Source organism: Hymenobacter arizonensis, from assembly GCF_900115775.1.
GTDB classification, from domain to species: domain Bacteria; phylum Bacteroidota; class Bacteroidia; order Cytophagales; family Hymenobacteraceae; genus Hymenobacter; species Hymenobacter arizonensis.
On the sequence record NZ_FOXS01000001.1, the window covers coordinates 871932 to 891171 of the forward strand.

Annotated in this window: 16 protein-coding genes and 1 pseudogene; 8 read left to right on the forward strand and 9 right to left on the reverse strand. The window is 56.6% G+C overall.

Annotated features, from left to right (window positions below):
• Positions 1 to 73 precede the first annotated feature (73 nt).
• Both BMZ66_RS03705 and BMZ66_RS03710 read left to right on the forward strand, forming a co-directional pair.
• Positions 74 to 1231 carry a tetratricopeptide repeat protein gene (locus BMZ66_RS03705; protein WP_092669075.1) on the forward strand — a complete coding sequence of 386 codons (1158 nt, stop codon included), beginning with the start codon at positions 74 to 76 and terminating at the stop codon, positions 1229 to 1231.
• A 1255-nt stretch (positions 1232 to 2486) separates the two neighbouring features.
• The gene (locus BMZ66_RS03710) at positions 2487 to 3524 is read left to right on the forward strand and encodes a hypothetical protein (RefSeq protein ID WP_092669077.1); all 1038 of its coding nucleotides are present in this window, start codon (positions 2487 to 2489) and stop codon (positions 3522 to 3524) included.
• A gap of 128 nt (positions 3525 to 3652) precedes the next feature.
• On the opposite strand, the gene BMZ66_RS25030 is transcribed toward BMZ66_RS03710, so the two are convergent.
• Entirely contained in the window at positions 3653 to 4201 is a 549-nt protein-coding gene (locus BMZ66_RS25030) for a hypothetical protein (RefSeq protein ID WP_143080043.1), read from the reverse strand.
• Positions 4202 to 4361: 160 nt separating this feature from the next.
• Between BMZ66_RS25030 and BMZ66_RS03715 the strand changes: the two genes are divergently transcribed.
• The 4 genes and pseudogenes from BMZ66_RS03715 to BMZ66_RS26405 form a co-directional block, all read left to right on the forward strand.
• Positions 4362 to 4850, forward strand: coding sequence for a BON domain-containing protein (locus BMZ66_RS03715; protein ID WP_092669079.1), 489 nt, complete (start codon positions 4362 to 4364; stop codon positions 4848 to 4850).
• A 70-nt stretch (positions 4851 to 4920) separates the two neighbouring features.
• Positions 4921 to 5817 (forward strand): universal stress protein, encoded by an 897-nt coding sequence (locus BMZ66_RS03720; RefSeq protein WP_092669081.1) that lies wholly within the window; start codon positions 4921 to 4923, stop codon positions 5815 to 5817.
• Positions 5818 to 5932: 115 nt separating this feature from the next.
• Positions 5933 to 6274 (forward strand): coproporphyrinogen III oxidase, encoded by a 342-nt coding sequence (locus tag BMZ66_RS26400; RefSeq protein ID WP_369407579.1) that lies wholly within the window; start codon positions 5933 to 5935, stop codon positions 6272 to 6274.
• Positions 6275 to 6326: 52 nt separating this feature from the next.
• Positions 6327 to 6494 (forward strand): annotated as a pseudogene (locus BMZ66_RS26405) (coproporphyrinogen III oxidase); the annotation flags it as partial.
• A gap of 18 nt (positions 6495 to 6512) precedes the next feature.
• Here BMZ66_RS26405 and hisIE read toward each other — a convergent pair.
• The 7 genes from hisIE to hisG form a co-directional block, all read right to left on the reverse strand.
• Positions 6513 to 7184 carry a bifunctional phosphoribosyl-AMP cyclohydrolase/phosphoribosyl-ATP diphosphatase HisIE gene (gene hisIE / locus BMZ66_RS03730; RefSeq protein ID WP_092669083.1) on the reverse strand — a complete coding sequence of 224 codons (672 nt, stop codon included), beginning with the start codon at positions 7182 to 7184 and terminating at the stop codon, positions 6513 to 6515.
• Between the two features lie 80 nt (positions 7185 to 7264).
• Complete coding sequence (hisF, locus tag BMZ66_RS03735) at positions 7265 to 8020, reverse strand: imidazole glycerol phosphate synthase subunit HisF (protein WP_092669085.1); 756 nt, start codon at positions 8018 to 8020, stop codon at positions 7265 to 7267.
• A 134-nt stretch (positions 8021 to 8154) separates the two neighbouring features.
• Positions 8155 to 8871, reverse strand: coding sequence for a 1-(5-phosphoribosyl)-5-[(5-phosphoribosylamino)methylideneamino]imidazole-4-carboxamide isomerase (hisA, locus tag BMZ66_RS03740; protein WP_092669087.1), 717 nt, complete (start codon positions 8869 to 8871; stop codon positions 8155 to 8157).
• A 33-nt stretch (positions 8872 to 8904) separates the two neighbouring features.
• Positions 8905 to 9492, reverse strand: a complete 588-nt coding sequence (gene hisH / locus BMZ66_RS03745) for an imidazole glycerol phosphate synthase subunit HisH (protein ID WP_092669089.1) — start codon at positions 9490 to 9492, stop codon at positions 8905 to 8907.
• Between the two features lie 64 nt (positions 9493 to 9556).
• Positions 9557 to 10657, reverse strand: a complete 1101-nt coding sequence (gene hisB / locus BMZ66_RS03750; RefSeq protein WP_092669091.1) for a bifunctional histidinol-phosphatase/imidazoleglycerol-phosphate dehydratase HisB — start codon at positions 10655 to 10657, stop codon at positions 9557 to 9559.
• Positions 10658 to 10690: 33 nt separating this feature from the next.
• Positions 10691 to 13099, reverse strand: a complete 2409-nt coding sequence (gene hisD / locus BMZ66_RS26410; RefSeq protein ID WP_369407580.1) for a histidinol dehydrogenase — start codon at positions 13097 to 13099, stop codon at positions 10691 to 10693.
• A 10-nt stretch (positions 13100 to 13109) separates the two neighbouring features.
• A complete protein-coding gene (hisG, locus tag BMZ66_RS03760) occupies positions 13110 to 13961 on the reverse strand; it encodes an ATP phosphoribosyltransferase (RefSeq protein WP_092669093.1) in 852 nt (283 codons plus the stop codon).
• 454 nt (positions 13962 to 14415) lie between these two features.
• Between hisG and BMZ66_RS03765 the strand changes: the two genes are divergently transcribed.
• Both BMZ66_RS03765 and BMZ66_RS03770 read left to right on the forward strand, forming a co-directional pair.
• Positions 14416 to 14982 (forward strand): Crp/Fnr family transcriptional regulator, encoded by a 567-nt coding sequence (locus tag BMZ66_RS03765; protein WP_092669095.1) that lies wholly within the window; start codon positions 14416 to 14418, stop codon positions 14980 to 14982.
• Positions 14983 to 15058: 76 nt separating this feature from the next.
• Entirely contained in the window at positions 15059 to 16615 is a 1557-nt protein-coding gene (locus BMZ66_RS03770; RefSeq protein WP_092669097.1) for an FAD-binding oxidoreductase, read from the forward strand.
• A 9-nt stretch (positions 16616 to 16624) separates the two neighbouring features.
• On the opposite strand, the gene BMZ66_RS03775 is transcribed toward BMZ66_RS03770, so the two are convergent.
• Entirely contained in the window at positions 16625 to 19219 is a 2595-nt protein-coding gene (locus BMZ66_RS03775) for a TonB-dependent receptor (protein WP_234794964.1), read from the reverse strand.
• Positions 19220 to 19240 lie beyond the last annotated feature (21 nt).

Consider the following 19240-nt stretch of genomic DNA (forward strand, 5'->3'; position numbering starts at 1 on the left):
CTCGTCGGAGTTGGATAAGTTAGGGCCTCAATCGAGCGCTGTAACTGTCTGATGAAGGCACATTCCCGATTTTATGAAGAAGACTTTTTTGACGATTGCCGCAGCCACCGTGCTAGTCGCTGGCCTGCCTTCGGTGGTTTTGGCGCAAAACGCGGCCGTCACCAATGCCATTCTAAACCAGCGTTCGGGTCTGCTCGACAAAGCCCGCACCGATATTGACAAAGCCATCGTGAACGATAAGACGAGTGGCAAGGCCAAAACCTGGTACACTCGGGGCGAAATTTATCAGGGCATGATGGAAAGCCCAATCTATGGCAAGCAGCTGCAGCCGGGTGAAGGTTTGCAGAAGGCTTTTGAGTCGTACAACAAGGCCATTGAGCTTGACAGCAAAACCGGCGAGTTTGGCAAGCAGGCGGTTGCCAAAATGGATAACCTTTACGGTGCTGCTTTCAACGAAGCAGTGGCTAGCTACAACGCCAAGGAGTATGACAAGGCCATTGCCAGCTATAAGTTAGCTTCGACCATTAAGCCTCAGGACACGACAGCTGTGCTTTATTCTGCTTACGCCTCGGAAGCCAAGCAGGATTATGCGGGCGCAAAAGCTAGCTACGACCAGTTGCTGGGCATGAATTACAAGTCTGTGACGCTGTATACCCGTTTGTTGCAAATGGCTAAACTGCAGAACGACAATGCTGAAGCTGCTAAGGTGTTAAAACAAGCATTGGCTGCTTACCCAAACAATAAGGCGTTCATGCTTGAAGACTTAAATGTAGCGCTGGCTAGTGGCCGTGGTGAAGAAGCGCTGGGCAAAATCAATAAAGCTATTGAGGCAGACCCCAGCAATTCGAACCTGTACGCTGTTCGCGGTTCGATGTACGACCAGCAAAAGAAGAGCGATTTGGCTTTGGCTGATTATCGCAAAGCTGTAGAACTCGACCCAAATAACTTTGATGCTCAGTTTAACTTGGGCGTCTACAATTACAACCGGGCGGCAGATTCATATACCAAAGCCAGCAAGATGGACTTGAAGACCTACCAGGTTTCGGGTAAGAAGTTTGAGGCTGAAGGCAAGAAATATTTTGAAGCTTCAGTTCCTTACTTCGAAAAGGCTCTGCAGTTGCAGCCCGATGACCGGAACACGCTTACGTCGCTGCAGAAGGTTTACTTCCGCCTTGGTCGCAATGCTGATTCGGAGCGTTTGAACGCCAAGTTAAAGTCCCTGACTAAATAACATCCATAATCAAGTCTGAAGGGGAGAGCCCATCCACGCTGTGGGTGGGCTTTTTTTATGGATACGCACATTCCCAACAGACTACTTAACATAATATAAATTATAAGACAAATTGAATTAGGTTATCTGGAGCTCTTGAATTTGTTATCTACTGGCTAAGACATCACTTTGATAATGCCAAATCTCAAAATGGCAATATGAATATGGTTGGGTTCTAGTAAACATCAGCGAATTGATGCGTCATAGCTAAATTCGGAATCAGCAGCTAAGCGGCATCACAACTAGTTAGGCGCCTATAAGTGAATGCCAGCCGGTGAAAGCAATTAAGCCACTTCATTGTTCTATCTACCAGCCAGCGTTGGGCTATGGTAACAACGCGGCAGTTGGTACTTGTCAATACAGGCCACATAGAGTTGTCAACTCAACGCCTGCACTTATTGCGTATGGTTCCACAGTGCACCTTGTCGGTCATCCCATAGCTCAGTTGATTCGCAGCAAAGACTTCTTGCCCCATTGCTTGTATAAACATGAATGCGTTAAACGTGCCGGCTGTGTTATAGAGCATCGGTCTGTTACATTCTCAGCCTAACCTCGATGCGAATTGGACGCTCTGAGTTTTGGTCATTGCAATCGAACGCCTGCTCCACCTTTTGCACGCGACGTTTGTCTGGGCTCTTTCAGCCGTTGCGCTGGGTTATAAAAAGTTAATTTCTTCTTTTTTATACACTTCAGTCTTCTGCCAAACTTAGATAGTCGTATTCCTTAAGCTTGCCTCTACCCTATTGTACTACTTAGGGGCAAGAGATTCTCTTAAATCGATAAAAAAAAGTACAAAAATTGGAGCACTTTATATACTAATTTGTACTTAATATAGCATGAGTCTTAAATGCAATCCAATATTGATGCATGATTTGTGCCAAGAGCATATTCATTATTAAGAGTTTCATCATCACCAACATATCACACAGAACCAAACTTAGCTTAAGCAACAAAAGACTCTTTTGCTGCTTAAGTTTCCCCCTAATACTAATAATCTTCTTATGCCATAATGTCCACCCAATTCAACAGTATACTACTTGTTGTAAAACAAAATCTGTGAGTATAAAAGCAGTATTGAAGTTTCGCGTTAATCTGTATAAGCACTAAAAAGTACATAATTATCTACGCCGATGTGCTTTTATGTACTTTATTTGTAACTTCAATTCTGTGCCCTCGTAAAGCTGTGTTGCGAGTGGAATAATCTTGTACTGACAACATGCCGAAACTTATAGACTATCCCAGAACGACTTATGCAGGGGCTTGGGAACTCAGTGAGATAGTAGATGACACAGGAGGAAAATGTGCCATCGAAACTGCAGCCAGAAAACTGAATCGTAAGGTCAGTGGGTCGTTTAAAGCGATTATAGGTTCAGCAGTGAAGTTTGGTTTGCTCACAAGCAAAAGAGACTTGCTTACGACCACTACTCTTTTTAAAAGAATCAAACACGCCTACGACAAACAGGAGGAGCTCATATTTCACCGGGAAGCGTTTTTGACTCCACCCCTGTTTACTCAAATTTGCCGTAAGTTTCGGTCACGAGAACTGCCGGTGCAGATGCTCGACGTGATGCTGATTCGGGAATTTGGAGTGGAGGAAATAAATGCACAGGGTGTCGCCAAAGCCTTTATTGAAGGGTGTCGAATGGTTGGGCTCTTGGATGAGCGGAACATAGTAGCCGATATTGATGCTCTCGCCAATCGACCCAACCCTCGGCGCGAATTGGCAAGCCCCGCTCCCAATGTAAATACATTCCGTAGTTCTGGCTTTCAGAATTCAGAAGCTCAGCGGCCTGAACACAACGGAACTTCAGGAATGAGCGATTTGGACACCCAAGAGCAATTTGGTGAAGAAATGGCAGCTTTAGAAAATGAAGCAACACCCGTTACATCCCAAGTTAATGTGAAACCGACGGCCTCAGCATTACCCAGGCACAACAGCCACGACGCAATAGCGAGTCTGTTTGGGTTGCACGATTCGTCTGAACAGATTAACCCTGAGGCCCCGCGAGAGGTAAGAAATCAACCTGAACCTGCGGTGAGACCCGAACAACTTCATAGCTCGGTGCAAGCACCTGCAGTTGCACCGGTTCTGCAAACATCACCCCCCATAGAAAACCTGTCAAGTAATGTAATGACTTATCAACTTCAAATGAGTGGCCCTGGCGTTAATACCACCCTAACGATTGTCGACGAGGATGATATTGCCATTGCCATTGCCTTGCTCCAAAAAATAAAGCGTCAGCTAAAGAGCTAATACCCTCTTTCAATTTTGGATAGATGTGAATAGTTACAAAAAGGGCCCCCATCACCAGAGTTGTGATGGGGGCCCTTTTTTAGCAATTGGCTTTGCGTAAGCGTTCAGGCTGCAGTAAGCAGATGTGCTTAGTATTGAGTTCTATACTGCCAGCCTTGTAAAACTCTCTTAAGTTTCGGCTTTAGGATTCGGGCGCCGTGCCAATAGCTATGTCGTAGTGTATATGCTTGGAAATGGGCCACCCGTGATAGCGCGAGGTGTGCAACAAAATTCCGCTCCAGAAATTGTACAGGCGCGGTAGATGCGCGGGCCAGTCGACGTGCGCGAAGTTGTTGAACACCGGCGCAAGCAAATGGTCGGCATTGACCTTCTCGTAAAAGATTGACCTTCTCGTAAAAGGTATCGACCACGGATTTGATATCGGCTTCGCTCTGGATGCCGGGGCGTAAATCGGGCATATTTTTCCGCAGTAGGCAGGGAAAACTTATGGCTTCATACAGAAACTCCGGCGTAGTGGTGCAGATGGAGTATGGTCTGGGATTAGGAGCGCCGTAAGTCAAAGAATCGGCAACTAGTTTTACCAATACCACTTTTGGCGGCTCAATACGCCCCGCGCTTGCAGTGCCGGCCTGAATGCCGAAATGACAAAAATCATACGGGCGCATGAGGGGCGTCAAGGCGCAGACAGGGACAGTATCAGCAATTTTGCAGTGCTCTAATAAACAACGCGAGCCGATTGGGCTCGCCCTATTATTAAAGTAATAAGTTGTATTTTCATACTACCCACTCCGGCCAAAGCCGGTGGTATCCAAACCCAACTTTTAATGCTATGCTGCTATGAGACCCCACGTCAATTACCCCGATTCTATCCATAAAGAAACCTTTGCCGCTCCCCTTCGCTGCGCCGATGCCGACCTGACCGCGGCTGTAGAACTCCTGCTGCTCAAAAAAGGCGTTTGCAGCAACCTGAGCCGCGTGGTTTGCCACAACGGCACGGTAGAGCTGGTAGGCTCCACCGACACCTTACAATCGCAGGAAAAAGCCGCAGAAATGGCCCTGGCCGTGCAGGGGGTGCAAAACGTAGTCAACAAAATCAGCATTCGCCCGCTGGGCATCAGCGATGCCGAGCTGCACCAGCGTATGGCCGCCGCCTTGGCCAGCGATGCCGTACTGGCCCAATGCCGCCTTTCGGTGAGTGTGCGCAACGGCCGGGCACACCTTTCGGGCCGCGTTACTTCCGCTTCTGCGCGCGCCCGGGCCACCGACATCGCCCGGCGCGTTTGCGGCGTGGTCGAGGTTGATAACCACACCCAGGTAGTTGAGTGACAAAAGGCAAGAGCCCGTAAAGCCCTTACTTCACCTCTTGTTACTCATTCTTCCTCCTCAAATTCCCGCCATGAAACTGACGCTCATCGTCCTCACGAACTTCTACCCGGCTGCGCAACAGGCTGTGAGTTATGCCGATGCTCTGGCCAGCACCCTTGGCTACGACCTCGTGCTGCTGCACGTAGACCGGGCTTTTCACATGAACCCTTACCTTTTTCCGGGGGCAGCCCGACGCCAACCCACGGTAGCCGAAGAAGAGGCAACCGGCGCCCAGCTCATGCAGCTGGCACAGCAACTGCGGGCTGCTACCGTAGTCGAGCAGGCCCCCGACTTGCAGCCCGATGTGGTGGAAGACCTTGCCAAGCGCTATCAGCCCGCTCTTTTCGTGCTCGGTCGCCCAACCCCCGGTTCGGAATACTCGGACAGCATCAACGCATCGGCCCTGCAGCTGCTGCGCGCCAGCCAGTTCCCCGTGCTGATTGTTCCGGCCGGCAGTGGGGCCCCGGCCTTGCCCAAACGCCTGCTCATTGCGGCCGACTGCGAGGAGTTTATGCTGACCGAGTCGGCTGGCTGTGTCCGTCACCTGCTCGGCAACCGCGAAGTCGAACCCACTGTGCTGCACGTGTCGCCGGTGGAAGATGACCGGGGGTGCACCAGCGCCCTGCGCGTAGTAGAACACAGCGGCCTGCTCACCAACCTGCCCAAGGCCCGCCTGCGCGGCTACCAGCATGCCAATCCGGCCCAGGGCATCCTCAACGCTGCTGCCGATATGAAGGCCGACTTGGTGGTGCTCCCGGCTCGTCGTCGGAGCTATTTCGGGCAGCTTTTTCATCGCAGCGTAACGGCTCAGGTTATTAGCACTAGCCCGGTTCCCGTGCTAGTAGTGCCCGCTCAGGAGTCATCGGATGAGCACCGGAACCACGAGCAAAAGCTGTCCGAGTTTCAGCTCCAATGGCCCCGGGGCTAACGCCCATCCTCTGATTAATACACCCAGCGGCCTCGCTTCTTTTCCTGATTTGCCCGGTTCCCAACCTGCTCCATGGCAGGTCGCTGGGTAGTCATTGCCTGTCTGCTGCGCTGTTTTGTCGTTTACCATTCACTCTCTGCCCCTGCTGCTCAGCGTACCTGCCTCCGCCATCTCCGAAAACACGACCGGCGCCACCGTTACGGCCTGGATGCGCCGCTTCCAGGATTGGCTTTGCCACGAACTGGAACAGGCCGATGGCCAGGGCCGCTTTAAGGAAGATGCCTGGACGCACGCCGGCCGTGGCGGCGGCCGCACCCGCGTAATCAACCAAGGAGCAGTGCTGGAGAAAGGGGGTGTCATCTACTCTGCCGTTTGGGGCCAGATGAGCGAGGCCGCCGCCCGGCAGTTGCTCATGCCCGCCCCCGCCTACTATGCCACGGGCTTGAGCGTGGTGTAGCACCCGGAAAGCCCAATGGTGCCCTTTCGAACATGAATGTGCGCTACACCGCGGCACTCACTTCGGCCTCGAAACCGGGGGCCGCACCAAGTCCATTCTCATGAGCTTGCCCCCGCTGGCGGCCTGGCACTACGACCAACAGCCGCTCCCCGGCTCGCCCGAAGCGGCCACCCAGGCCTGGCTGCGGCAAGGAATAGATTGGGCAGAAGCTGGCGCTTAAAGCCTGCTGAGCTTCTGCTTACTTGCCCTCGGTCAGGTGACGGGTGTTGGGCAAGCGATGACGTTCCTGCAGCACGTCAATTACTTCCGACATTGGCACGCCGGCCGCAACAAGCAGCACCAATAAGTGGTAAAGCAAATCAGCTACTTCGCCCGGCAGTCCCTCCCGGTTGCCGCCCACTGCATCAATCACTGTTTCTACGGCCTCCTCTCCCACTTTCTGGGCAATTTTGGGCATGCCTTTCTTGAACAAGGAAACGGTGTACGAAGTAGGCGCGCGCTCAGGAAACTGGTGCCGCTCCACAATCAGGCGCTCCAAATCGGCAAGAAAGCCAATGGGCGCGGCCGGGGCATGCGCCTGCTCCGGCTGCTCAAAGCAGCTCACGGTACCGCGGTGGCAGGTGGGCCCGGCCGGCGTGGCCCGGATGAGAAGCGTGTCAGCGTCACAGTCGACGTGCACGCTGCGTACCGTCAGGAAGTTCCCGCTGCTTTCGCCCTTAACCCAGAGCCTGTTTTTAGAGCGTGAGAAAAACGTGACCCGGCCATCCCGTTGGGTTAGGTCCCAGGCTTCGGCATTCATGTAGCCCAGCATGAGCACCTGTCCGGTATCAGCGTCCTGAATAATGGCGGGTAGAAGGCCGGTAGCCGGGTCGAAACGCAGCTCGGTGGCAACAGAAAAAGCAGGAGTCATGGCGAGGGAATATTAGGGCAAGCGGGCAAAATTGATTGACCGGCGAGTTTCAACTTGGCTCAGCAACAAGCTGATAAGAGCTACAACCGGACGGGAATTCCTTCGGCGTGCAGGTATTGCTTGAGTGCGGGCAAAGCCGTTTCGTTGAAGTGGAAAATGCTGGCCGCCAAGGCGGCATCCGCCCCGCCGGCCTGAAACACGGCGGTAAAGTCGGAGGGCTGCCCCGCGCCACCCGAAGCGATTACGGGCACGGGCACGGCATCGCTCACCGCGCGAGTCAGCTCCAGGGCAAAGCCCGACTTGGTGCCGTCGTGGCTCATGGACGTGAGCAGTAGCTCGCCCGCGCCCAGTTCGGCGGCTTCGCGGCACCAGGCCACGGCCTCGCGCCCGGTAGCAACGGTGCCAGCACGGGTCATGACCTGCCACTCGTTGTCGACCAACCGCGCGTCCACGGCCACCACCACACACTGCGAGCCAAAACGCCGGGCCAGGTCGCGAATCAGCTCCGGGCGGGCAAGGGCAGCGGAGTTGATGGAAACCTTATCTGCGCCGCTCAGCAGCAGCGCTTCCACATCGGCCACGGTGCTGATGCCGCCGCCCACGGTAAACGGAATGTCCAGCACCCGGGCCACATCGCGCACCAGCTCGGTGAGGGGCTGGCGGCGCTGGTTGGTGGCGGTAATGTCCAGAAACACCAGCTCATCGGCGCCTTCGCGGGCGTAGCGCGCGGCCAGGGCAATGGGGTCGCCGGCATCGCGCAGGCCTTCGAACTGAATGCCTTTCACCGTGCGACCATCGCGAACGTCGAGGCAGGGAATAAGTCTTTTCTTGACCACGGATTTATCGGATTTGACGGATTAGTTGGATTTTGGGGACGACAGGTCGTCGCGTGTTGGCAAAAGTTCCTCAAGCGCTTCGCACCACCGGCAATGTTCTTATAGCCATTGCAGGCAGTGGCATTTACACTAGGCTATATAAATGGCTTAAGCTCGGGCAACGAAATGGTGCCTTCGTAGATGGCCTTGCCAATAATGGCCCCGTGCATGCCGGCTTCAGCCAGCGCTTCGACATCAGCAATGGTCGTGACGCCCCCACTGGCAATGAACTTGGCCGTCGGGAACTGCTGCACCAGGGTTTTGTAAATAGCCAACGACGGCCCCTGCAGTAGCCCGTCTTTGCTTACGTCGGTACAAATGAACGTCGTGCCTCCGGCTTGCAGGTAATCGGTAATAAAGTTGGCGAGGGTGAGCGTACTGGCGTCGGCCCAAGCATTTATCATGATATGCTTGTCTTTAAAATCAGCGCCCAGGAAAATAGTCTCGGGACCGTACTTGGCCAGCCAAGCCCCTACCGTAGCAGGCTCCCGCACGGCTAGGCTTCCGGCCGTGACGTGCGCTGCCCCGGCATTGAGCACCTGGGTTAATGCTTCGACAGTTTGTATGCCGCCGCCTGCGTCAATGTCAAGGTTGGTTTGGCGGGCAATGGACTCTAGAATCCCCAAATTAACCGGCCGGCCGGCCCGGGCCCCATCCAAATCTACCAAATGCAGGCGCCGGATACCGGCATCGGCAAACCGCTGGGCCACGGCCACGGGGTCGGCGTCATAAGTGGTTTGGCGCGAGAAGTCGCCAGCACTCAGGCGGACGCACTGCCCCTTGACAAGGTCGATTGCGGGAATAATTTCCACAGAAAACAGCTTAAATAAAGTCGAAAAAGGAGACTACAGGTTCAGAAAATTGGCAAGAATGCGGGTGCCGGCCTCGCCGCTTTTCTCAGTGTGAAACTGCACGCCGTGAAAATTGCCGTGTTGCACCGCCGCGCTAAACGGGGCCGGGTGCGAGGCCTGCGCCGTGGTGTAAGCCCCCACCGGCGCATAGTAGCTGTGCACAAAGTACACATGGTCGGCGTCGGTGAGGCCCGCAAACAACGGCCCTTGCAAGGCTTGAAGGTTGTTCCAGCCCATATGCGGCACTTTATGCGTCGCATCCGGCACGAACCGTTGCACTTTGAAAGGAAGCAAGCCCAGCATAGAAGTGTCGTTTTCTTCGCTGTGCTGGCCCAGCAGCTGCATGCCCAGGCAAATACCAAGGAACGGCTGAGTCAGGGTCGGCAAAACCAGGTCGAGGCCCGCTGCACGCAAGGCTTCCATAGCAGATGAAGCTTCGCCCTCACCGGGGAACAGTACCTTGTCGGCCTTGCGCAACGTCTCCGGGTCAGCTGTTAGAGTAGCTTGTGCTCCTAAGCGCTCCAGTGCAAAGAGCACTGACTGCACATTTCCTCCTTTGTAATCTACGACTGCAATTTCCATCTGAATCGTGTTTATTTAACCTTTTGGCGCAATATATTATTACCCATTTGTATAAACTCGAATTTTACAAAATACCCTTGGTGCTGGGTATGGCCAATGATTCGTCACGTTGCAACGCCATTTTAATAGCCTTGGCAACTGCCTTAAATATGGCTTCTATCTTATGGTGCTCATTGTCGCCGGTGCAAGAAATATTAAGGGTAGCGCGCGAATTGTCCGTGAACGATTTGAAGAAGTGAAAGAACAATTCAGTAGGTAAATCACCTACCCGCTCACGCCGAAACTCGGCATTCCACACCAACCAAGGGCGGCCCGAAAAGTCAATGGCAGCTTGTGCCAAGGCCTCGTCCATGGGCAGTAAAAAGCCGTAACGAGCCAGCCCGCGCTTATCACCCAGCGCCTGCGAGAAGGCCGTGCCCAGTGCGAGGGCAGTGTCTTCTACAGTGTGATGTTCATCAATGCGTAAATCGCCTTTTACACTTATGTGTAAGTCAACACCGCTGTGACGACCAAGCTGTTCCAGCATGTGGTCGAAGAAACCGAGCCCGGTGTGAATGTCCGTTTGGCCAGTTCCGTCGAGGTTAAGGCGAATGCCAATCTGAGTCTCGTTGGTGTTCCGTTCAATTACAGCGATGCGGGCCGGGAAGCGCAGGTGATGGTAGATAGCGTCCCAGCTGGTGGTGGTGAGTGCGGCGCGGTCGTCGGGCTGCTCCCCTATCAGGATGGCTTGGCTGCCGAGGTTCACGGCTAACTCTACATCGGTGAGGCGGTCGCCAATCACATAGGAGTTGGCCAAGTCGTATTCATGGGCTGGGTCGAGGTAGCGGCCCAGCAAGCCGGTGCCGGGCTTGCGCGTGGGCAGTCCCTCGTGCGGAAAGCTGCGGTCGATGTGTTCGGCAACGAAATGAATGCCTTCGCCGGCCAGGATTTCCTGCATGAGTTTATGCGGCGGCCAAAACGTGTCTTCCGGGAAGCTGTCTGTGCCCAGGCCGTCTTGGTTGGTTACCAGCACGAGTTCGTACTCAGGCAAGTCGCGGGCAATGCGAGCCAGGGCGCTGATGCAACCGGGCAGAAAGGCAAACTTTTCCAGGCTGTCAACTTGCTGGCTGGGCTGAGGTTCCACCAGAATGGTGCCGTCGCGGTCAATAAACAGGGCCTTTTTCAAATTCGGGGCAATTATCGATGGGTAAGTTGATTTTTAGCGGGCAGCTACTGCAGCAGGTAGCTCGGCTCCTATTTCCGCAAGGGCTTGCAGCAGCTGGACGTTTTCGTCGGCAGTGCCAACGGTCAGGCGCAGGCAGCCGGCGCAGCCGGGCTGGTTGGTGCGGTTGCGGACCACAATGCCGCGGGCGCGGAGTTGGTCATACAAACCCGTGGCGTCGACATTAAAACGAACCAGCAGGAAGTTGGCATCGGAAGGAAAAACGTGCTCCACAATGGGAAGCGCCGGCAACTCCTCCGCCAGCAGAGCCCGGCCGCTCAACAGTTCGGCCTGCAGCTCGGGGAGACGCGGGGCGTCGGCCAAGGCTACCAGAGCGTGCTGCTGCGTGGCGGCCGAGATGTTATAAGGCGGCTTGATTTTATTGAAGTACTCTATCAGCTTCGGCGCGGCGTAGGCTACGCCCAAGCGCAGTCCGGCAAGTCCCCAGGCTTTGGAGAAGGTTTGCAGCACCACCAAGCGCGGGAATTCAGCCAGGCGCGTGGTCCAGCTCGGCGCGGCTGCGAAATCAGCGTAGGCTTCATCCACCACTACAATTCCCCGGAAAGTGCGCAAGATTGTTTCCAATGCAGCTTCGGCCAGCAAGTTGCCGGTAGGATTGTTGGGCGAGCACAGGAATACCACCTTAGCTGAGGAAGCTGCCAGTACTTCCGCGGCATTGGCCGGCAGCTGAAAATCAGCGGTGAGCGGCAGCCGCTCAACCTTAACATCATTAAGGTTGGCAGCCACTTCGTACATACCGTAGGTAGGCGGGCACACCACTATACTGTCTTTGCCAGGCGTGCAGGTGAGGCGCACCAGCAAATCAATGGCTTCGTCCGAACCATTGCCCAGGAAAATATTGGCGGGCTCCACTCCCTTCAAACGCGCCAAATCGGTTTTGATGGCCCGTTGGTGCGGGTCGGGGTAGCGGCTGAAATCGTCTGGGCCCACGGAGCCAAGGCTGTTCTCGTTAGCATCGAGCATGACCGGTGCCATGCCTTCAAACTCGTCGCGGGCCGACGAATACGGCTGCATACGCTCCACGCTTGGCCGAATTAGACCAGCATACGGGTTATCGGCAGCCGGGGCGGACTGCTCAGCTTTCGGAGCTGGTCTGGCAGCCAATGCCTCTAGGCGCAGGGTCACGGCCCGGGCGTGGGCGGCAAGGCCTTCGGCATCGGCCATGGTTTCTACCAGCGGGCCTAGGGCCTGCAGCCCCACCGGCGAAAGCCGCTGGAAGGTGATTTTCTTTACGAAAGAATCGAGCGACACCCCGCTGTACTGGCGGGCGTAGCCGCTGGTAGGCAAAGTGTGATTGGTGCCTGAGGCGTAATCACCCACAGCTTCAGGCGTCAGGTGCCCCAGGAATACGGAACCAGCATTTACTACCTGCACGGCCAGGGTTTCAGCATTATCAGTAGCCAGAATCAGGTGCTCTGGGGCGTACTGATTGGAGAAAGCCAGCATCGTGACGGCATCGGCTAGCAGCACGGCCCGGCTGTTGGCGAGGGCCTGCGCCGCCACGTCGCGCCGGGGCAGCGATGCCAGCTGGCGGTCAAGCTCGGCTTTCACTTGCTCAATAATGGTCGGGCTGTCGCTGAGCAGTACCACTTGCGAATCGGGACCGTGCTCAGCCTGCGACAACAAATCGGCGGCTACAAACGCCGGATTGGCGCTGCCATCAGCAATAACAAGCACCTCCGACGGACCAGCGGGCATGTCGATGGCCACGCCAAATTCGGCTGCTGCTAGCTGCTTCGCCGCGGTCACGTAGCGGTTGCCGGGCCCAAAAATTTTATCAACCGCGGGCACCGCCACCGTACCAATGGCCAGCGCGGCCACAGCCTGCGCCCCACCCGCCTTCACCACTTTGTCGATGCCGAGCAGCTGCGCCACAAACAGAATAACCGGGCTCACGGAGCCATCGGGCTGGGGCGGCGTGCACACCACCACCTCGGGGCAGCCCGCCAGCCGGGCCGGCACCCCCAGCATCAGCAAGGTGCTAAACAAGGGAGCTGTGCCCCCAGGCACGTACAAGCCCACACGCTGCACGGGCACGGCCCGGCGCGAGCACGCCACGCCGGGCATGGTTTCTACCTGCAGCTCCGGCTCGCGCTGAGCGCGGTGGAAAGTTTCAATGTTGGTTTTGGCCTGCCGGATGGCGGCCTGCAACTCGGCCGGCACTTGAGCAGCGGCGGCCGCAAACTCAGCTTCCGAGACCAGTAAACTGGTAAGGGTAGCTTTATCGAGCTCGGTGGCTAAGGATAGCAGGGCAGCATCGCCCCGCTCGCGCACCTGTTCAAATATAGAGCGCACGCGGGCGGCTACCTGGGGCGCTTCGGCAGCGGCGGGGCGCAGTTGCAGCGCGGGCCAGGTGCCGGGGTCGGGATAGGAATAGACTTGCATGGCGAAGCGGCTAGGCAATCATCTTTTCGATGGGCAATACAAGGATGCCCTCGGCGCCAACGGCCTTGAGCTGGCTGGTGATGTGCCAGAACTCGTCTTCCTGCACCACCGACTGCACCGATACCCAACCGGCCTCGGCCAGCGGCGTCACGGTGGGCGACTTGATGCCAGGCAGCAACCGCCGCACTTCTTCCAGCGCCGTAACGGGCGCATTCAGCACAATATACTTGCTGCGCTTAGCGCGCCGCACGGCCTGCATGCGAAACTGAAGCTGCTCGAGCAGCTCGGTTTGCTCGGCCGTCAGGTTGGGCTGGGCAATGAGAACGGCTTCTGAGCGAAATACTGTTTCAACTTCGCGCAGGCCATTGCCGAGCAGGGTTGAGCCGCTGCTCACAATGTCGCAAATAGCCTCAGCCAGGCCGATGCTAGGCGCTATCTCCACCGAGCCGCTGATGGTGTGCAAGTTGGACTGCACGCCGTTTTCGGCCAGGTAGCGGCCCAGAATGTTGGGGTAAGAAGTAGCGATGTTCTTGCCCTGCAAAGCGGCTATGGAAGCGTAGGCATCGGCGCGGGGCACAGCCAGGCTCAGGCGGCATTTGCTGAAGCCCAGGGCTTCAACTTCCAACTGCGGCAGGCCCGCTTCTACCAGCACATTCTGGCCCACGATGCCCAAATCGGCCACTCCATCCTGCACGTACCCCGGAATATCATCGTCGCGCAAAAACAGTATTTCGAGCGGAAAATTGGTGGCTTCGGTCTTCAGCTTGTAGGAGCTGCTGATGAAGTTGATGCCGCATTCGCGAATGAGGGTGAGGGAATCCTCGCTCAGGCGACCGGACTTTTGAATGGCTAAACGTAGCATGAAGTGGGTAAGAGGCGGGCGCGGCTGCCTTGGCAGCAACCAGTACTTCGACCCCGGCAAGATTGCCCGGTGGTGAAATTGCCCAAATTTGAAAGAGAGAAGCCCGGCGCAAACACACCCCGGAGCGCGGCGGTGGAGGCGCGGGAGGCCGGTGCTAGCTTAGCACCCGGCACACAACCCGGCCTCCCACAGATGGTGGTGGCGATGGTGGGCACCCACAACTACAGCATTGCCTGCGGCCACGCCAATAGCCAGCGCGGCAGTTGCATCAGAGCAAAACAGGGAAGCCAATCGGTTCATATGTGGAGCAAAGGTAGAACAGAAATTCAAAGGGCCATAAGCGGAACGCCTATTTCGTTTCGGAATTTCATACCAGTAACCTATGGCAAAGGTTTGGGGCTAATCGAAAAGAAATGGCAACGTGCTGCAATATTTACCAACAAATTCGCGCCGTATGAGCAATTTCATTACGTTTTTGAACACCTTGCAGCCCCTCAGCGACGCTCTAGCGGAGGCCCTTGCAGCCAGCACGTTGCGCGAAGAGCTGCCGGCTCGCCACTCGCTGCTGCAGCCCGGAAAAATAGCCCGGCGTATATATTTTATCGAGACCGGGCTGGTGCGCGGCTACACACTGGTGCACGGCCGCGAAGTCTCGTCGTGGTTTATGCAGGCCGGCGATTTTGTGATTTCCATTCTCAGCTTTTTCACGCAGCAGCCCTCCGAAGAATGCCTGGAGCTGTTGGAGCCGGCCGTAGTGTACTCGATTTCTTACGAGCAGTTGCAGCTTCTGTACCGCGACTTCCCGGAATTTAATTACATCGGCCGGCTGCTCCTGGAGAAGTATTATGTACTCAGCGAGCAGCGTGCCCTGCACCTGCGCTCTCGCACGGCGGCCGAGCGCTACGAATTGCTGTTACGGGACTTTCCAACGGTGTTTCAGCGGGTGGCCGTACAGCACATTGCTTCCCACTTGGGCATGGCCCCGGAAACCCTGAGCCGGCTGCGGGGGAAGCTGATATAGGCTTCGCAACAGCTGACGAATATGACATTTGTCAGGAAATAGCCCCTGCCAGACTTCCACCTTTGGGTCATTCAATATGAACCCAAAGGTGAACGACATGGCCCTGAAAAAAATCATTCTTGGCAGCTTGCTAGCAAGCTGTGGACTTGTGGCATCCGTGGCCGTTCGGCCCGCCTCGCACTTATGGCAAGCCCACTTGCGCGATAAGCAATCGACGACCGCCGCGAGCCCGCGCCTGGCCAACGACATCAGTGGGCTCAACCCCACCCGCATGCATACCATAGCGGTCGAAACTGATTCGGCGGCGGCGTTGCTGCAGTTGCGCCAGCTGATAGAGTTGGCCCGCACGAAAAGCCTGTCGGTCGCCATTGCGGGCTCGCAGCATAGCATGGGCGGGCACACCCTCGCACCGGGCGGCATTCGCCTCGACATGCGGCCCTTCAAGCACATGCGCCTGGACACGGCAACCAACCTGCTCACGGTGGGCGCCGGTGCAACCTGGGCCGACGTCATTCCCTACCTGAACCGCTACGGCCGCGCCGTGGCCACCATGCAGTCGGATAATGCTTTTACGGTGGGCGGCTCGCTGAGCGTGAACTGCCACGGTTGGCAACCCAACCAGCCGCCCATTGCGGCCACTGTGCAATCGGTGCTGGTGCTCCTCGCCGATGGCCAGCTGCTCAGGTGCAGCCGCCAGCAAAACCAGGAGCTGTTTGCATTAGTCCTGGGCGGCTACGGGCTATTTGGAATTATCCTGGAAGCGCAACTTCAGACCCACGCAAATAAAGTTTATCGCTACCAAAGAGTAAAAATGGACGCTGGTCATTACTTGCAGGAATACCAGCGCCACATCGATGCCAACCCGCAGGTGCACCTGGCTTATGGCCGGCTCAATGTGACGCCAACCAACTTCCTGGAAGAAGCAACGCTGAACTACTTCACTACCCAGCGAGCAGCGCCGCCCCAGTATCCGCTTCCCGAACCCGGGCTAACGGCATTCAAACGGGCCGTTTTTCTGGGCTCCAAGCACAACGAGTACGGCAAGCAGCTGCGCTGGGACCTGGAACAGTCTTTCAGCCAAACGCAAGTTGGCAATGAGTACTCCCGCAACGAAATCATGAACGAAAGCCCCGCGTTCTACCTCAACCGTACTGCCGGTCAAACCGATGTGCTGCACGAATACTTTATTCCTGCCCAGCAGTACAACGCCTTCCGACTGGCGCTTCAACGGCGAATTCCGCAGCATAAAGCCGACTTGCTGAACGTGACGCTGCGCAACGTTTACGCGGATACCGACACTTTTTTGCCCTACGCGCGGGAAGAAGTTTTCGGCTTTGTCCTCTTCTTTAATCAGGGAACCACTGCGGCCGATGAAGCCGACATGGTCGCGCTAACTCAGGAGCTCATTGCCGATGCCGAGCACCTGGGCGGCACTTACTACCTGCCATATCGGCTACACGCCGAGCCGGCTCAATTGGCCCGGGTATATCCGCAATTCCAGAAGTTTGTGGCCCTAAAGCAACGCTACGACCCGAAAGAGGTGTTCCAAAACAAGTTTTACCAGCAGTACCGAATTATTAGTGAACCACAGGCTTCTCCATCTAGAGATGAAATTGCCTTGGGCAAAAAATAAGGTACTGGCCTAAAACCGAGCAATTACCCGCAGATTCACCACCCGCTGTGAGAGGTAGCTCGGCACCGAATAAGTCACGCCGTTCACGTCCTGCAGGTAGCTATAGCCACCCACGTTATTGGCTGCAAACACGTTCAGGATTTCCAGCCCCATCCAGAGGCTCTCGAAGCTGTAGAAGTGGGCCTTGGGGGCATTGTTATTCTTAAGGCCCACCACTTTCGAAAAGCCCAAATCCACACGTTTATAACTGGTCTCCAACGCGTTGGTACCGCGCAAATCGGGCTGGTTGGGGGGTGTAAACGGCAGGCCAGTCCCGTACACAATGTTTACATAGCCGCGCACCGAGGGATTATTGGGCATATGGTCCTGGAAAAACACGCCCACGTTAAGGCGCTGGTCCTGGGGGCGCCGAATGTATTCCTTGGCCTGGCGGCTGGTTTGGTTGCCATTGGCGTTGAAGATGCTAATCGAATCCCCCACCACATTCTCACGGGTGGTAAGCAGGCCCAGGCTAAACCACGATTCAGCCCCTTTTACAAACTCCCCGCTCACGCGGGCATCGAAACCGGCGGCATATGCGGTGGCGTTGTTTTTAGCGAAGTAGCGCAGCCGCACATTGTCCACGTCGTAAGGCACCACGTCGGTCAGGTACTTGTAGTAGGCTTCGCCCGAGAACTTAAAAGGCCGGCCAAACTGCTCGAAGCTGATTTCCTTGCCCGCAATGAAGTGGTATGACTTCTGAGCCCGCAGCGCTGGATTTAGAAAGCCTTGCTGCACGCCAAGCTGAGTGGTTTGCTGGTCGCGCAGCTCGCGGTAGAATGGCGGCTGATAGTACACGCCCACCGCGGCCTTGAACGAGCGGTTGGGGTGGCGCCGGCTGATTTGCGAGTACTGCACCCGCGGGCTGAACACGAGTTGGCCGTTGGTGGTCCAGTAATGCGCCCGCACCCCGTAGCTGACGGTGCGCATCGAGTCCAGCGCCCAGGTGTCTTGCACAAAGCCCTGGCTGCGCGTGCTTAGCAGGCGCAGGTCGGAGCGCAGCCGCAGGCGCCGCTCGTCGGGCACGAAGTCGGCCGAGTCGGCAAAGCTGTACTCGTCGAGGACGTCGCTGATTCGCTCTCGGCCAATTTTGGCGCCCCAGCGCACGGTATGCGCCCCGTCGGGCGTCCAGCGGCCGCGGGTTTCGGCGGTATAAATCTGAGCCGTAAGGTTGTTGCGCGAGTTCTTGAACTGCGAACCGATGTCGCGCTGCCGCACCGCCTGGTTGAAATCCGGCGAGGTCGGGTCGCGGTTTATTTCGGCAAAGGAATAAGCGGCTTCCACGTCGCGGTATTCCAGCTCGCGCGACAGCAGGGCCGAGCCCAGCAGCTCCATTTGCAGGTTGGGCGAGAAGTCGTGCTTCAGGTTCAGGCCGCTCTGGTAGGTGTCGAACTGCATCCGCTCGCGGCCGTCGTAGGCAATGAATACCCGCGTAAACTGGTTGAGACCGGTCGAGAAAGTGGCTTGGCCGGTTTCGGGCGAAAACCGGTAGTTGTTGTGCGCCACCACCCCCAGCAGGCCCAATGTGGTGCGCTGCATGTCCTCCTTCTTGCCCAGCCCAATGTTCACAAACGCCTGCGCATCGTAAAAGGTCGGGTTGTAGCCGCCCTGGGCCTGCCGCAACGCATTCAGCACGTACTGGGCATTCTTATAACGAACGCCGGCCAGGTAGCTCACGCGGCCGTTGGCCGAACGCGCTTCGGCATGCGCTGCGCCGCCAACCAGGCTGCCCGTGAGCGAAGCTGCAAATTTCTCGGGCGTCTTGTAGTCGACACTCAGCACGGAGGCCAGCTTGTCGCCATACTTCGGCTGCCAGCCCCCGCTGCTAAATTCCACCTGCTTCACCAAGTCGGGGTTGATGAAGCTCAGTCCCTCCTGCTGGGCCGCGGTGACGAGGAAAGGCCGGTAAATCTCGAAGCCATTGACGTAGACGAGGTTTTCGTCGTAGTTGCCGCCGCGCACGTTGTAGGTGCTGCTCAACTCGTTGTTCGAGACCACGCCCGGGAGCGTTTTGAGAATGGCGTTGAAATCACCAAAGGGCGAAGGAATCTCCTTGGCCGAACGCGGGTCTATTCGCGTAATGCTCACTTGCTCGCGGGTGTCGGCCTGGTCCGACCGACCGGTTACTTTCACTCCTCCCAAGGCTTTGGTATCAAGGCGCATCGTCAGCTGCAAGGGCGCCGCGGCGTCGGCGGGCAACCTCAGGGGCACCCGTAAAGGCAAATACCCCAGGCGGCGGATGATAAGCACCATGTTTTGGCCCGCTTCCGGCACCCGCACCTGCAGCCTGAATACACCTTCGGCAGTGGTGTTGTCCCCGCCGGGCTGGCCCTCCACTCCCACCGCCGCCAGCTCCAGCGGCTGGCCGTTGGCCTCGCGCAAGGTTCCCGTCACGGTTATCACCGCAGTGCCCGGCACTTGCACCGGCGCGGGCACCGGCTCTTGCGCCTGTACCTGCCCCGCGGCCAACAGCAGCAGCACCAAGCCACCGGCTCCCACCCGAATCCGGCGTCCCTGGCCTTTCTCCCGCAGTGCTGAATCTCTCGGCGTAACCTTTTTTTTCACGATGCTCAGATAACGGGCGTC

Excerpts from the sequence above, each read along its gene's own strand:
- hisIE (WP_092669083.1), bottom strand. The coding sequence starts at position 7,184 with ATGACTCCTGCTTTTTCTGTTGCCACCGAGCTGCGTTTCGACCCGGCT.
- BMZ66_RS03770 (WP_092669097.1), top strand. The coding sequence starts at position 15,059 with ATGAACCCAAAGGTGAACGACATGGCCCTGAAAAAAATCATTCTTGGC.
- BMZ66_RS03715 (WP_092669079.1), top strand. The coding sequence starts at position 4,362 with ATGAGACCCCACGTCAATTACCCCGATTCTATCCATAAAGAAACCTTT.
- BMZ66_RS03705 (WP_092669075.1), top strand. The coding sequence starts at position 74 with ATGAAGAAGACTTTTTTGACGATTGCCGCAGCCACCGTGCTAGTCGCT.
- hisG (WP_092669093.1), bottom strand. The coding sequence starts at position 13,961 with ATGCTACGTTTAGCCATTCAAAAGTCCGGTCGCCTGAGCGAGGATTCC.
- hisH (WP_092669089.1), bottom strand. The coding sequence starts at position 9,492 with ATGGAAATTGCAGTCGTAGATTACAAAGGAGGAAATGTGCAGTCAGTG.
- BMZ66_RS03710 (WP_092669077.1), top strand. The coding sequence starts at position 2,487 with ATGCCGAAACTTATAGACTATCCCAGAACGACTTATGCAGGGGCTTGG.
- hisD (WP_369407580.1), bottom strand. The coding sequence starts at position 13,099 with ATGCAAGTCTATTCCTATCCCGACCCCGGCACCTGGCCCGCGCTGCAA.
- BMZ66_RS03720 (WP_092669081.1), top strand. The coding sequence starts at position 4,921 with ATGAAACTGACGCTCATCGTCCTCACGAACTTCTACCCGGCTGCGCAA.
- BMZ66_RS03765 (WP_092669095.1), top strand. The coding sequence starts at position 14,416 with ATGAGCAATTTCATTACGTTTTTGAACACCTTGCAGCCCCTCAGCGAC.